At 48.6% G+C, this 14959-nt stretch carries 6 protein-coding genes, 1 tRNA gene and 3 rRNA genes; 1 reads left to right on the top strand and 9 read right to left on the bottom strand.

The annotated features are described in order from the left end of the window. Positions 1–33 precede the first annotated feature (33 nt). From uvrA to ACFPK9_RS10550, 4 genes are all read right to left on the bottom strand, one after another. Positions 34–2895, bottom strand: a complete 2862-nt coding sequence (gene uvrA / locus ACFPK9_RS10565; RefSeq protein WP_377094846.1) for an excinuclease ABC subunit UvrA — start codon at positions 2893–2895, stop codon at positions 34–36. 97 nt (positions 2896–2992) lie between these two features. Then, positions 2993–3316: an RNA recognition motif domain-containing protein gene (locus ACFPK9_RS10560; protein WP_377094845.1), complete on the bottom strand. Its 324-nt coding sequence runs from the start codon at positions 3314–3316 to the stop codon at positions 2993–2995. Positions 3317–3702: 386 nt separating this feature from the next. Continuing rightward, positions 3703–3818 (bottom strand): 5S ribosomal RNA (gene rrf, locus ACFPK9_RS10555). A 290-nt stretch (positions 3819–4108) separates the two neighbouring features. After that, positions 4109–6906: ribosomal RNA gene (locus ACFPK9_RS10550) — 23S ribosomal RNA — on the bottom strand. 221 nt (positions 6907–7127) lie between these two features. Here ACFPK9_RS10550 and ACFPK9_RS10545 point away from each other — a divergent pair. Further along, complete coding sequence (locus tag ACFPK9_RS10545; RefSeq protein WP_377094844.1) at positions 7128–7256, top strand: hypothetical protein; 129 nt, start codon at positions 7128–7130, stop codon at positions 7254–7256. A gap of 96 nt (positions 7257–7352) precedes the next feature. On the opposite strand, the gene ACFPK9_RS10540 is transcribed toward ACFPK9_RS10545, so the two are convergent. The 5 genes from ACFPK9_RS10540 to ACFPK9_RS10520 form a co-directional block, all read right to left on the bottom strand. Next, positions 7353–8883: ribosomal RNA gene (locus ACFPK9_RS10540) — 16S ribosomal RNA — on the bottom strand. Together the 16S, 23S and 5S rRNA genes form the textbook arrangement of a ribosomal RNA operon. Before the next feature lie 492 nt (positions 8884–9375). Continuing rightward, complete coding sequence (locus ACFPK9_RS10535) at positions 9376–9519, bottom strand: DUF1731 domain-containing protein (protein WP_377094843.1); 144 nt, start codon at positions 9517–9519, stop codon at positions 9376–9378. Between the two features lie 178 nt (positions 9520–9697). Next, positions 9698–9773: transfer RNA gene (locus ACFPK9_RS10530), tRNA-Ile, on the bottom strand. 406 nt (positions 9774–10179) lie between these two features. Next, the gene (locus ACFPK9_RS10525) at positions 10180–13191 is read right to left on the bottom strand and encodes a DUF7133 domain-containing protein (protein ID WP_377094842.1); all 3012 of its coding nucleotides are present in this window, start codon (positions 13189–13191) and stop codon (positions 10180–10182) included. 99 nt (positions 13192–13290) lie between these two features. Continuing rightward, positions 13291–14862, bottom strand: a complete 1572-nt coding sequence (locus tag ACFPK9_RS10520; protein ID WP_377094841.1) for a sulfatase family protein — start codon at positions 14860–14862, stop codon at positions 13291–13293. Positions 14863–14959 lie beyond the last annotated feature (97 nt).

Here is a 14959-nt window from a genome sequence, read left to right as displayed (position 1 = left end):
GACAGCTCGATAAAGAACGAACAGTCGTTATTTCTAACTATTCTTCAGACATTGCCCCGTCAGCGATTCTTTAATCTCAACAATCGCGGCTGGAGCCCCTTCCGCTACGAGCTTCCCGCCATGTTTCCCTCCACCTGGACCCAGATCAATCACCCAATCAGACCGACGGATCACATCCAAATGGTGTTCCACCACAATCAGCGAATTCCCCTCATCACGCAAGCGCTCCAGCACCCCCATCAAAACATCCACATCTTGAAAGTGAAGACCTGTCGTCGGTTCATCTAAAAGGTACAAAGCATTGCCCTCACTCTGCTTGACTAACTCTGTGGCTAATTTCACTCGCTGCGCTTCTCCTCCACTTAAAGTATTAGCCGCCTGCCCTAATTGAATATATCCAAGCCCCACATCACAGAGAGATTTTAAAATGCTCTCCAACTTTGGAACCGCTCCGAAAAAAGCATGCGCATCGCCAGCTGTCATTTCTAACACATCTGCGATACTCTTCCCCTTATACGTCACTTCTAACGTTTCCCTATTGTATCGATGTCCACGACACGAATCGCAAGTTACATACACATCGCTAAGAAAATGCATATCAATCTTAATTTTTCCATCTCCTTGGCAGCGCTCACAACGGCCACCGCGGACATTAAAACTAAATCTCCCAGCTTTATAACCACGCTGGCGCGACAATGGTAGCTGGGCAAACAATGTCCTCACTAAATCTAAAGCACCAGTGTAAGTCGCTGGGTTCGAGCGAGGGCTTTTTCCCAGCGGGCTCTGATCCACGACAATCACCCGATCGATACCTTCCATACCCTCGATCCGCTCATGCTTACCTGGCAGCGCTTTTGCCTTATGAAAATGCCGCGCAAGCGCACGCCTAAGAATCGTATTCGTCAAAGTCGACTTCCCACTCCCACTCGCCCCTGTCACTGTGACGATTTTCCCAAGTGGAAATTCCACATCGATGTTTTGTAAATTGTGCTCCTTCGCTCCGAAAACTTTAAGAGCACCGCGAGCACCATGTCGCCCCACATTTAAAGGTGCCACCTTCATCTGCAGCCACTTGCCAGTAGGTGAATCTTTACATCCCATTACCTCTTCCGGTGTCCCTTCCGCTAAAATATAACCACCCTTCTGGCCAGCTACTGGCCCAATATCAATGACCCAATCCGCCTCACGAATCGTCTCCTCATCATGCTCCACCACCACCACTGTATTCCCAAGGTCGCGCAAACGCTTCAACGCTCCTATCAATCGCGTATTATCAGCCTGATGCAGACCAATACTCGGTTCATCTAACACGTACACCACACCAGCCAAACCTGCCCCGATTTGCGTCGCCAAACGAATCCGCTGCGACTCACCACCGGACAAAGTCCCACTCTTCCGATCAAGTGAAAGATACCCCAAGCCTACTTCATTAAGAAAACTCAACCGCTCTTCCACCTCACCTAACAAACTCTCAGCGACCTCGCTCTTCTCTTCAGGAATTTGTACAGAATCAATCCACTTTAATCCATCTTCAACCGACAGCTCACAAAACTCCTGAATCCCCAGCGCCTTTTCAGAACTATCTAACTTCACCGACAAAACCTGCGGCTTCAGCCGCTGCCCCTGACACGCCTCGCATATCTGGTTCGCCATATACTTCCCCATACTCCGCTTCACCCCGTCACTCGTCGTTTCCGCGTACAGTCGCTCAATCGTATTAGCTAAACCTTCAAACTCCTTTTGCCACGGCATTTCCTCACCATCACGCTCCCACATCATGGTGATTTTATTCTCCCCCATTCCGTAAAATAGCGACTCCTTAAACTTCTTCGGAAGCTTCCCAAATGGTTTATGAGTATCTGCTCCGAAATGTTCAATCACAGCATCCACCTGCCGTTGCATCCAACCTTTTTTCTTCTTCGTGCCACCCCATAAATTAAGAGCACCTTCAGCGATGCTTTTCTTCTCATTCGGTACTAACAAGGTTGTGTCACAAAACACCCGTGTCCCTAAACCATGACATTCCTCACAAGCTCCCTTGTGCGAGTTAAATGAAAAATCTTGGGGTGTCAGAGTCCCGATTTCAAACCCAGTCGACTTATTCCGATAACTTGTCGAAAAGCTCACTTCCTGCCACTCCTCCATTTCTGGCTCCATCACCAAACACCGTGCCTCCTGCCCACAAATCCTCAAACTCGTTTCCACACTATCAGCCAATCGACTCTCCATGCCCTCCCGCACCACCAACCTATCAACCACAATCTCCACGCTCTCGACCACTTCAGGCCATTTCTCCACCGCATCCTCCACCTCTAACAAATCACCATTCACCCGAACTCTCACAAACCCCTGCCTCTGCAGGTCACCTAACAGCCGCTCAACGTCCTCAGCTTCTTCTAACGGAACAGGAGCTAACATTATTAACTTCGTACGCTCTGGACTCTCCGATAGACGCTCAACAATATCCGCAGCAGACATCTTGTCCAAACGATCACCAGTCACTGGGTCGTGTGGAACCCCCACTGCCGCATACAAAACCCTCAAATAATCGTAGATCTCGGTAACAGTGGCAATTGTCGACCTCGGATTTCCACCACCAGCCTTCTGATCAATAGCAATCGCCGGGCTCAATCCCTCAATACTATCCACATCGGGTTTCTCTAACTGCTCAAGAAACTGCCGCGCATAGGCCGATAAACTTTCCACATACCTCCGCTGCCCCTCGGCATACAAGGTATGAAATGCCAGACTCGATTTACCACTCCCGCTCGGGCCTGTGATCACCACAAACTTTCCTCGCGGAATATCTACATTCACATTCTTTAAATTATGCTGCCTAGCACCACGTATCTTAATCGCATCCACGACTAACAAATAACACTCTTCAACTAGCAATTACCAGCCCAAGCATAGAAACAAAAAAGCACAGCTTACGCTGCGCTTTAAGTAATTTTAGAGATAGAGGTGAGAACTACATCTCACAGGGATCAGCTTACCAGCGGCCTCTGCCACCGCGATCACCACCACCGCCGCCGCGTGGGCCACCGCCACCGCCGCCGCGATTGTCTCTAGGTTCACGAGGACGTGCTTCGTTAACCTTCATGTTGCGGCCGTCAAGCTCAACACCGTCGAGCTGCTTAATAGCTTCTTGACCTGCTGCCGCGTCGTCCATTTCTACAAAGCCGAACCCCTTTGAACGGCCAGTTTCACGATCTTCAATGACCAGAGCTTTTGAGACAGTTCCAAATTGAGCAAACATCTCTCTTACTTCCTGATCAGTAACCTGATAGGACAAATTTCCTACGTATATATTCATATTCTTAATAATTCTGGCGATGTGCATATCACAAGGCCAACTTCAGCAATATCAACAAGTTCTATAATAGCTAGACAAATCTAAAATTATCTCACCTAACCCTTTTATTTGAACAAATTACGATGTCCTCGCAAATCACTAATTCTTTTGCAATGCTGTAGCTTACCTGCGCCGTAGAAGGTGCATCTTTTCCTTTGTCACAACTACTATCTCCCCACCAAAAAAAACACCAGCGATTAGCTTACTTATACCGCGGTGTCCTCGTGCTGCCCCCATCGTAACGTCCCCAAAGTCACCAGACTTTGCTCAATAACATGCGAAGGCATCCACTGTATCCAACCACAAAAAAGACCCGCACTTAGCGTTAGCTAAATGCGGGTCATATAACCTGGCGACGACCTACTCTCACAGGGCCTATCGCCCAACTACCATCGGCGCTAAAGTGTTTCACTTCCGGGTTCGGAACGGGACCGGGTGGTTCCACTTTGCTATGGTCACCAGAGGTCGGGCTGCTCCCTTAAGTTTGTCAGCTTGCTGTGTTCAGTTTTCAGACTGAGTCACTTGCCTGCGGCAAATTTCTTAAGTGTAGCACGACCTCTACCGGCCTTAGCTTATTAGCTTTGGTTGTGTGTAGATTGTCTACTTGGTTATTTAAAAGAGCTGCTTCATAGGAAGCGCTCTCTGACAACTGTATAGAGAAGACATAAAGTCTTTAACTGCCTGTAATGCGTTGATCACAGCTTTTTGCGTGTTTTGAATACTCTTGATTTGTTAAGCAAATTTAAAGCTTAAGGAATCAAGCCGAACGGATGATTAGTATTGGTGAGCTAAATACATTGCTGCACTTACACCCCCAACCTATCAACGTGGTGGTCTTCCACGATCCTTCAGGGAAAATTAATCTCGGGAGAAGCTTGGCGCTTAGATGCTTTCAGCGCTTATCTCGACCGCACTTAGCTACCCTGCGATGCTCTTGACAGAACAACAGGTACACCAGAGGTGCGTCAAACTCGGTCCTCTCGTACTAGAGTTTGAACCCCACAATTTTCCTACGCCCACAGAGGATAGAGGACCGAACTGTCTCGCGACGTTCTGAACCCAGCTCGCGTGCCGCTTTAATGGGCGAACAGCCCAACCCTTGGGACCTTCTCCAGCCCCAGGATGCGACGAGCCGACATCGAGGTGCCAAACCGCGCCGTCGATATGAACTCTTGGGCGCGATCAGCCTGTTATCCCTAGGGTACCTTTTATCCGTTGAGCGACGGCAATTCCACTTTCTACCGCCGGATCACTAAGGCCTACTTTCGTATCTGCTCGACTTGTTAGTCTCACAGTTAGGCTGGCTTATGCCTTTGCACTCAACACACAGTTGCCAACTGTGCTGAGCCAACCTTCGCGCTCCTCCGTTACTCTTTAGGAGGATACCGCCCCAGTAAAACTGACCGGCTGCCAGGGTCCCCCGGCCTGATTCAAGGCTCGAGGTTAGAACATTCAAAATTAAAGGGTGGTATCTCACTGATGACTCCATGATATCCTAAAACACCATTTCAACGTCTCCCACTTATGCTGAGCATTAAGATTAAATGAACACTAACAGCTTACAGTTAAGGTCCATAGGGTCTTTCCGTCCTTCTGCGGGTAGCCGGCATCTTCACCGGCGTTACAATTTCACTGAGCACCTAGTCGAGACAGCGCCCAACTCGTTGCACGATTCGTGCAGGTCGGAACTTACCCGACAAGGAATTTCGCTACCTTAGGACCGTTATAGTTACGGCCGACATTCACCAGGACTTGGACTCGAAGCTTCGCCTCAAGGGCTAACATCTCATCGTAATCTTTTGGCATTGGTCACGTGTCACATCGTATACGTCGACTTTCGTCTTAGCACAATGCTGTGTTTTTGCTAAACAGTCGGTTGGGCCATTTCACTGCGGCCCCCCTTTAACAGGGGGCACTCCTTATCCCGAAGTTACGGAGCCATTTTGCCGAGTTCCTTGACTAGGTTTCACTCTTGCGCCTTGGTATACTCTACCCACCCACCTGTGTCGGTTTGCGGTACGGGGTGCGTTTAATCGGGTTGGCTTTTCTTGGCACAACGTCCAGTAATGCGAATCGACCGTAGTCTCATCTCGGAATTCAATAACCTAGTTACTTTCTATCATGCGTCCCCTTCCCTTTGCACGTGCAGGAATATTAACCTGCTTTCCATCGCCTACGCCCTTCGGCCTCGGCTTAGGTCCCGACTAACCCTGGGATGACTAGCATTGCCCAGGAAACCTCGGGTTTACGGCGGAGCGGGATCTCACCGCTCTTATCGTTACTCATGTCTGCATACTCTCTTCTATAGTGTCCAGGTTCAGTCGCCATTCCCCTTCAACCTCTATAGAATGCTCCTCTACCACGCCGGGTCCCCGTAGGAACCCGACATCCAGAGCTTCGGTACTATACTTATCGCCAATCATTTTCGGCGCAGGATCTCTCGATGAGTAAGCTATTACGCACTTTTTAAATGGTGGCTGCTTCTAAGCCAACATCCTCACTGTCTATGAAATCCCACCTCCTTTCCACTTAGTATAGTTTAGGCACCTTAGCTGCTGATCTGGGCTGTTTCCCTTTCGACAATGAAGCTTATCCCCCACTGTCTCACTGCTGCGCTCTATTGAATGGTATTCGGAGTTTGATAGGGGTTGGTAGGCGGGTATGCCCCCTAGCCCTTTCAGTGCTCTACCCCCACTCATCAACACGCAACGCTGCACCTAAATGCATTTCGAGGAGAACCAGCTATCACGGGGTTTGATTAGCCTTTCACTCCGACCCACAGCTCATCCGAGAATTTTTCAACATTCACCGGTTCGGTCCTCCACTTAGTATCACCTAAGCTTCAACCTGGCCATGGGTAGGTCACCTCCGTTTCGGGTCTAGCACATGCAACTCATTGACGCCCTATTAGGACTTGGTTTCCCTACGCCTCCGATCCAGAAGATCTTAAGCTTGCCACATATACTAACTCGCAGACTCATTAAGCAAAAGGCACGCAGTCACTCCGAAGAGCTCCTACACCTTGTAGGCACATGGTTTCAGGTTCTATTTCACTCCCCTCACAGGGGTTCTTTTCACCTTTCCCTCACGGTACTGGTTCACTATCGGTCGCTAACGAGTATTTAGCCTTGGAGGGTGGTCCCCCCATCTTCACACACCGTTTCACGTGTGGTGTGCTACTTTCACCTAGCCAGATTAGATTTCGATTACGCGGGTTTCACGCTCTGTGCCGGAACTTTCCAATTCCTTCATCTATCTTCACTGGTCAACTAATGGTTAGGCTCTTCCGCGTTCGCTCGCCACTACTTACGGAATCTCATTTTGATTTCTTTTCCTCTGCTTACTAAGATGTTTCAATTCAGCAGGTATCGCGTATCCTTACCTATGTATTCAGTAAGGAACAATGTCATATTAATAACATTAGGTTACCCCATTCGGAAATCCCCGGGTCAATGGTTACTTGCACCTGACCGAGGCTTATCGCAGCTTATCACGTCCTTCATCGCCTGTTAGCACCAAGGCATCCACTATGTGCCCTTTCTAGCTTGATTCCTTATCTTTAAATCAAGTCGACAGCGTCCTCTTTGAAGTGTTGCTTACCCACTCCGGACTTTCTGTCTAAATTTGCCATATTCTACTAAAAATAAGCGTTAACTTATTTTTGGAAGTTTATATTTTTAGAGTATCCCAACTCGCAAAAAGCTTTCTCATTTGTGATTAATTGCATTTTTGCAGTTAGGAAAAACTTTCAATCTATTCTTTAGAATAAATTGTGTTTCTCTATACAGATGTCAAAGAACGCTGTCAGTCAGCGATGCTTTTCCACATTCTCATGTTGAGAGAAAAAACTGAATTGTATGCTGCGGTTCGCATTGTCATTGCTGACTTTGCGGACGCTTAATTGTAACGTGCAGATCATTTCTTAACTGCAGGCAATTGATTAAGTTCATCCTAATCTTTAGCCTTCGACCTATGCCTTCCGGCATTTGCTCCATAGAAAGGAGGTGATCCAGCCGCAGGTTCCCCTACGGCTACCTTGTTACGACTTCATCCCAGTTACCAACTACACCTTAGGGCCCTGCCAATGTTGGCGCAGACACTTCGGGTGCGATCGGCTTCCATGATGTGACGGGCGGTGTGTACAAGACCCGGGAACGTATTCACGGCACCGTAGCTGATGTGCCATTACTAGCGATTCCAACTTCATGGAGGCGAGTTGCAGCCTCCAATCCGAACTGAGCCCAGTTTTGTAGATTTCCTCCACCTCGCGGTCTCGGTTCTCATTGTACTGGGCATTGTAGTACGTGTGCAGCCCTAGGCGTAAGGGCCATACTGACCTGACGTCATCCCCACCTTCCTCCCAGTTGATCTGGGCAGTCTGGCTAGAGTTCTCAACTTAATGTTAGTAACTAACCACAGGGGTTGCGCTCGTTGCCGGACTTAACCGAACATCTCACGACACGAGCTGACGACGGCCATGCAGCACCTGTGTAAGGTCCCCGAAGGGTCACAGCCTTTCAACTGCTTAGCAATACATGTCAAGCCTAGGTAAGGTTCTTCGCGTTGCATCGAATTAAGCCACATACTCCACCGCTTGTGCGGGTCCCCGTCAATTTCTTTGAGTTTTAGTCTTGCGACCGTACTCCCCAGGCGGTGCGCTTAACGCGTTAGCTCCGGCACAGATGGGGTCGAACCCACCTACACCAAGCGCACATCGTTTACTGCTAGGACTACAGGGGTATCTAATCCCTTTCGCTACCCTAGCCTTCGAGCCTCAGCGTCAGTAAATGTCCAGTAAGCTGCCTTCGCCGTTGGTCTTCCTCTCAATATCTACGCATTTCACTGCTACACTGAGAATTCCACTTACCCCTCCATTACTCTAGCGCGGCAGTATCGGATGCAGTTTCAAGGTTGAGCCTTGAGATTTCACATCTGACTTACCGCGCAGCCTACGCTCCCTTTACGCCCAGTGATTCCGAATAACGCTCGGGACCTTCGTATTACCGCGGCTGCTGGCACGAAGTTAGCCGTCCCTTCCTCTTAGCATACTATCAAACATACTAGCTATTAACTAATATGCCTTACTCTGCTATGACAGGAGTTTACGACCCTAGGGCCTTCATCCTCCACGCGGCGTTGCACCATCAGGGTTGCCCCCATTGTGAATGATTCTCGACTGCTGCCACCCGTAGGTGTCTGGACCGTGTCTCAGTTCCAGTGTTGCTGATCGTCCTCTCAGACCAACTACCCGTCGTCGCCTTGGTGAGCCTTTACCTCACCAACTAGCTGATAGGACGCGAGCCTATCTCAAAGCACTAGCCCGAAGGCCAGCTTTACTCCGAAGAGCACATGCGGTATTAAACCCAGTTTCCCAGGACTATCCCCCTCTTTGAGGCAAGTTGCTCACGCGTTACTAACCCGTCCGCCACTAAGAGATCATTAGTAAACTAAATCTCTCTTCGTTCGACTTGCATGTCTTATCCACGCCGCCAGCGTTCATTCTGAGCCAGAATCAAACTCTCCGTATATTTTTTACATCTTTCGATGGAGTGTCTTGCGACACTCACTTTAAAACGGTTGGCGTATATATTTGCGTTTAAAAATAAATACTAAATTGACAAGTGCGATTGAAAACCCGTTTAAGATCTCCAATCTTGCCTGCGTCAGATTTTCATCTACCGCAGCGCACAATTCAGTCTTTCCTCTTCCACTTAGTTAAACCTTCCAGAGCGAACTCTGCATTTTAACCAAGCCATGTAATGTGTAAAAGATCTCGTTCAGCAGGAACTACTTAACTTGTGAAACCGTGTTTCAAATCAACTTAGTTAATTCCTTGCTGCGCTCCCCTTAGTGGGTGAGGCGGGGCGCAATCTACATATTCCATGACTCCGCGCAAGCTCTTTTCGCATCTTTTTTTAAACTTTCTCCCACTCCCTCTCCACAACACCCTCTAATTACAATAATTCTGCTTATCTTCTTTTTCTAAAATCATCCTCCCACTGTCCTCACGAGCTATCTTTTTAACCTTCATTTAATTGCTTCAAGGCTGATTTTAGGTCGGGATAGCGCCATTTATAGCCAGTTTGACTCAATTTTTCTGAGCTCACACGTTGGCTGACGAGCAAAGCATCGGCGAATCCTCCTAAAAACAAGCCACAATGCACAGGCCGGGGCTGGTAAAATCGCTGGGCGACAAAACTCTCCTACTAGCGCATTGGAAAAAATGGTGACCACTGGCCACACAGAAAAGAGTCACTACCGAACTAGATTCTCGGGCTATCTGGTTTCATAGAATGAAAAGCACACAAGAAATAGAGAGTTCAAAAAAACAACGTGAAATCTTGGTAGGGCCGGTGGGACTTGAACCCACGACCAAGGGATTATGAGTCCCCTGCTCTAACCACTGAGCTACAGCCCCCTTAGTAAGATTTACTCTCTCTCTTGCCTCATACGATGGTGAGTCGTGAAACCCTCCTTCAATTCGAGCTATTGAGAAATAGCACGCACAGAAAAGCTAATTCGCTGTGCGAAGTCGGGGATGTCTTACCCAAGAGCGAAGGGGGCTTGCAAGATAATTCGTTAATCTATGTGGATCGTCCTACCTGCTCCTATACCAGTGAGCATGAAAGCACTTCTAGCCATGCTCAATCTCCCAACAGCAGCGCACTACCAATCACATATCTGACAATACATGTATGCTCCGTATTGAAGGATCGCAAGAATGCTCTACCCTAGCGGCAAGGCGCCGGCCTGACATTCAAGATATGGGTCTACCGCCCATCCTGTTGCATCCCACTTCTGACGCCTTTTCTGTTAGCCCCTGATTATTTGCTATCATCCAGCGATCTGATATAGGTCAACAGGTCTCCGAACTGCGGCAGGGTAAGATCATCAGTTAGATGCAAACTCATCATGTTTAGGCCTGCGGCTCTCTGTGTAATGTCAGAAGCTTTCACTACAGTCGGTATGCCTGCAATGTTATGTAGCAGGATTTCATCAGCATCCTCTTTTACTATCGTTCCAATATGCGCCGTCCCATCACTTGTAGTGAGAGTCACCCAGGTTGGTGCAATCGTGGCTCCAGGCTTCAAGATCGCTTCTGATAGGTCAGCAAAGCTCATCTTTCCGAGTTTAGTCAGATCTGGGCCTTTCACTGTGCCTTGTTTATCAATATTATGACATCCCGCACAACCTACTTGCGTAATGATTTTAGCCCCTTTCTCAGCACTCCCCTTGTAATCACTCACAAAGAGCACCACATCCTCGATAGCTGTGGTTCCAATCTTTTTCACGACTGGTCCTTTAGAAGCTTTAGGCCGTGGGTTAAACTTCGGCACATAGGCTTTGTTCTTCTTTAAGATTTTAATCACATCCTGATTCTGCTGCTTCGCCAGCAAAGTGGAGAAAAACGCATTGATAGATGATGTCCCAGCCCAGTCGACAGGCGTGTAGTATGGACCACCTGGTTTGGGCCGCGTCCCCCACCAAGTGTCGCCCTCATAGCTTTTTTCCTTCTGGTGCAGCCTTGCCAGTACTTCGATCACCTCCAGCTGGTCTGCGTCACTGAGAGCATTTGCCTTCGTAATGAGAGCCTCCACCACCTTGGTAGAATGCATCGATTTCGCTGTGGCGAGAGCTCCTTGGTAGGTATCACCTGTACTTGACTTGATAGCCTCCGCTACCGCTTCTTCCGCATCGAGTGCCACCAATGCTTTTTGAGCCAAATGAGGAAGAATGATATCCGGATTGGGGACAGAGTGAGGGTTCTCAGCATTAGCCGCAACATAGCCAGCTGTCTCAGTCGGCTTGGTAGCGTGTTCGCTCACCGCAAACAACACCTTACCTTTTTGCTTCCCTTCGCCTTTGGCTCCCTGCGTAAGAATACCCGTTGCTGTGAACGTCTTCGCCCCCGTAGGGATAGCGTAAACAAGCTCAGCTTGAGCATGCACCCCAATACCCTTCACGCTTTTCCCCCTATGCGATAAGGGATTCCCTTCACAGTCTTGATTCACTCCTAAAATGCCACGATCTACACTCACAGAAAGAGGCTCCACTTCCGTGAGATCGATCTTTTTGCCATTTTTCAATGTAATGATGGGGTTCAGCCACGCTGCTTGGTCGTATTTATTATGATGCACTTGATCGGTAATAAGAACGAGTTGCGCTAAGTTTTCGACATCCACCTTGATCGGACGTTCCTGACCAATGTTAGATAAAATTTTGGTCTTAAATACTGTTTCTCCTCTATCCTTCTTTTTAAATTCCACCGAAGAGGCAGCCAGCGGTAGAAGCACGCTAGATGCTCTTTTGTCACCAATTCTACCCAAGGCGATCACAGCCGCAGCTTGCACTCTCGGGTTACTGTCATTTAGATAACGCGCAATAAGCTCTGTGTTCGCCTGTTTCGCTATCACTGCATCATCTGCCATTGCTCGGATCACATGCTCACGGATCACTGCATCGCCTAGCAGTTTCTCCAAACCAGTGAGCGCATCCACTCCCTTGATTTGAAGATATGCGTAAATCGCAGCAATGCGTCCGGACTTCCTATTATTAGCATTCTGCACGTAGCTCAAAATCTTCTCAGCATCAGCACCTCTAGCAACTAGTTCATGAGACGCATAGGTTCTTGCTGTGTGGCTCTCCGTATTGAGCAGCTCTAGCAATTTCCCTTCAGACAATTCGCTAAGCACTGGGAAAGGGTGGTATTTCCACCCTTTGGGCGCCACCATGGTGACAAATCCCTTGTTGGGTTTTTCCTTGTCTGAGTTTCCTTGGTAACCAGCACCATCCCATGCCGATATATACAGTCTTTCAGAACCATCAACATCCAGATCCGTCACCTGTGACACACTCATAAACTCCTTCACCCTGTTAGAAAAGGTGGCTCCCATTGGCTGCAATTCATGCGTGTAGATTTTACTATGCCCCCAATCAGCCAATAGCACTGAATCTTTAAATTCTACAGGCCACTGTGGTTCCTCTATGTAGAGCGCTCCCACACCTGAGCCAGCTCCGTACTCCCCCATTGCAGGAATCATATCCTCAGGAAAATTTGTATACAAACTAGGATAGCCGTAGTCGCCAGTCTGAATAAAATGAGAAGAACGCGTCCACCAGCCAATACCATCATTGGTATTTTCACGGGTAAATAGGTTCATCTCTGAATCAATCGCCACGTCATAGACATTGCGCGTGTTCTTCATATACATCTCTAGGCCTGTACCATCTGGTCGCACTCTCACCACACCCCCATGCATGGTTAATTTACGCCCATCTACCCCCTCAGCGTCCACCATGCCAAAGTCACCTACGGAAATGTAGATCCATCCATCAATGCCGTAACGGATGTTATTCGTACAATGATCCGCGCCACGGCTTTGAAGAAATTTTGAGTTTCCAATGTTGGTAACAAGTGCCTTGGCTGGCCCATCCGCCACCCCATCCCAGTCCTTGTCTTCAAATAGCGACAATTGCTGGTTGTCGTACTTGCCATCTTTCACGGTGGTGTGCAGAACGATCACCTTGTTGCCAAGCACCACAATCCCTCTGGGATTATCCACCTTTGCAAATTCCGTGACTCGATCCGCCTTCCCATCTGCATTTTCATCAACGAGCCTCACTACCTTTCCTAGCCCCACCTTTTTACCCAACGACCCCTGCAAATCCACGCCCACAAAAACCTCTCCAGTAGGAGCTGCGGCTATCACAGCCGGACACGGTGCCATAGTCGCGTCAGCATAAACAGCACGTTTAAAGTCATCAGATTCCTCACCAGCAAATACATAGGTGATACTCAGTGAGGCGATTATTATAATCTGTCGTAAATAGTTCATTTGAATCATCATCAAAAAATTTCAGTAACTTCCCGTAAATGCCGAGGGCTTAACATGCAGACGCATCGGGAATAATAGAGTTTACAGGAAGAAATACAATTATTGTTGAGCTGGCGACTCGCCTCCAACATGAGCTCTCACCCCATTGGCACCCATTAAATCCTTCAGTTGCTTTGCCATGAGTTCGGTTTTCTCAGGGTGCTTTTCAGCAATATTAGTCTGCTCAGAAGGATCCTCTGCAAGGTTATACAACCTCGCTGGCTGAGCCGCACCAGCCCACGACTTTTTCTCTGGCATGATATATTTCCATGCTCCCACTCGAAGAGCACGCCCCGTGTGGGCAGCTTCCTCAATCATAAACGGCAAACCTTTCGTATCCTTTCCTAACAAGGCGTCCAAGCTATTCCGACTATCGCCCGCCTCATCGGCAGGAATTTCCAAACCGAACAATTCTGCAAACGAAGCAAGCAGGTCGATCTGGTTCACTAAGGCATCAGACGTGCCAGGCTTGATCTTTGCCGGCCAACGCACAATGAATGGCACCCGTGTCCCTCCTTCATAGATTTGGTATTTGCCTCCGCGGTAAATTCCTGAACCATCGTGCCCTCGATCAGACTCGCCAAAAGACTTCTTCACTTTCGAGCCATCAGCATAGCCATCATCATAGACTGGCCCATTGTCACTAGAGAAAATCACAATCGTATTCTCACTCAGCCCGTTCTCCTCCAGAGCTTTCATGATCTCACCTGTCGTCCAGTCGAACTGCACCATCGCATCGCCTCGGAACCCGAGCTCGGTTTTCCCTTTGAATCTTGGGTTTGGAGCACGCGGCACATGAATATCTTGCGACGCAAAGTAGAGAAAGAAAGGTTGCTCCTTTTGGCTAGAAATATAGTCCACTGCCTTCTCCACAAACACATCCGCCATCGTTTCATCATCCCAGAGCGCCGACTTGCCACCAGCCATGTAACCGATCCGGCCAATCCCATTGATGACACTATGATTGTGCCCATGCGTACTGCGATAGTAAGTCATCGCCTTCGGATCCTTCCTGCCATCGGGATAGCGCGTGCTTCCGGGGCGATTTACTTTGTTGGGCGATGTTCCGACAAAGAGAGGGTCATTCGGATCCAGATTCACCACCCGATGCCCATCCAGATAGACGCATGGAACCCGATCGTTGGTTGAAGGAAGTAAGAAAGAATAATCGAAACCTATTTCCAGCGGCCCCGGCTTCACATCGCCATTCCAATCCACAGGTTTGCCACGTTCCCCGATACCTAAATGCCACTTACCGATCACCGCTGTGGTGTAGCCCGCTTGCTTAAAGAGCTTTGGCAAGGTCAACTTCTCCGTCGAAATGCTCAAGGGAGCATTCGGAGGTAAAATGCTGATACCATCACGAAACCCATGCACCCCTGTGAGCAGAGAATAACGCGAAGGCGTACAAGTAGCCGCCGCGCAATGACCATCCGTAAACAGTAACCCTTCTTTCGCGAGTCGATCGATATTCGGAGTCGGAATCATTTTTGATCCATAAGCTCCCACGTCACCATACCCGACATCATCTCCGTAAATAATGACGACATTCGGTTGCTCGTTCGGGGCGGCGATGAGCAATGTTGGCAATAAGCTGAATGCTCCAAAGATAGATCGAGTAAGTAGGTTCATATAAAAATTGATTCAGTAATAAATGGCGTCCTCTGCCCCCCCCTTGCTTTGCTCGTCCTAGACGGAAAGCCCGAAGATCCTGCAGAGTCCTTCATAG

The organism is Rubritalea spongiae (assembly GCF_042652385.1).
GTDB lineage: Bacteria > Verrucomicrobiota > Verrucomicrobiia > Verrucomicrobiales > Akkermansiaceae > Rubritalea > Rubritalea spongiae.
The sequence above is the reverse complement of the archived record's forward strand: the minus strand, read 5'-3'. Positions and strand labels throughout refer to the sequence as shown.

Bases quoted from the DNA above. Each gene is read 5' to 3' on its own strand.
- ACFPK9_RS10560 (WP_377094845.1), bottom strand. From the start codon at position 3,316: ATGAATATATACGTAGGAAATTTGTCCTATCAGGTTACTGATCAGGAA.
- ACFPK9_RS10525 (WP_377094842.1), bottom strand. From the start codon at position 13,191: ATGAACTATTTACGACAGATTATAATAATCGCCTCACTGAGTATCACC.
- ACFPK9_RS10520 (WP_377094841.1), bottom strand. From the start codon at position 14,862: ATGAACCTACTTACTCGATCTATCTTTGGAGCATTCAGCTTATTGCCA.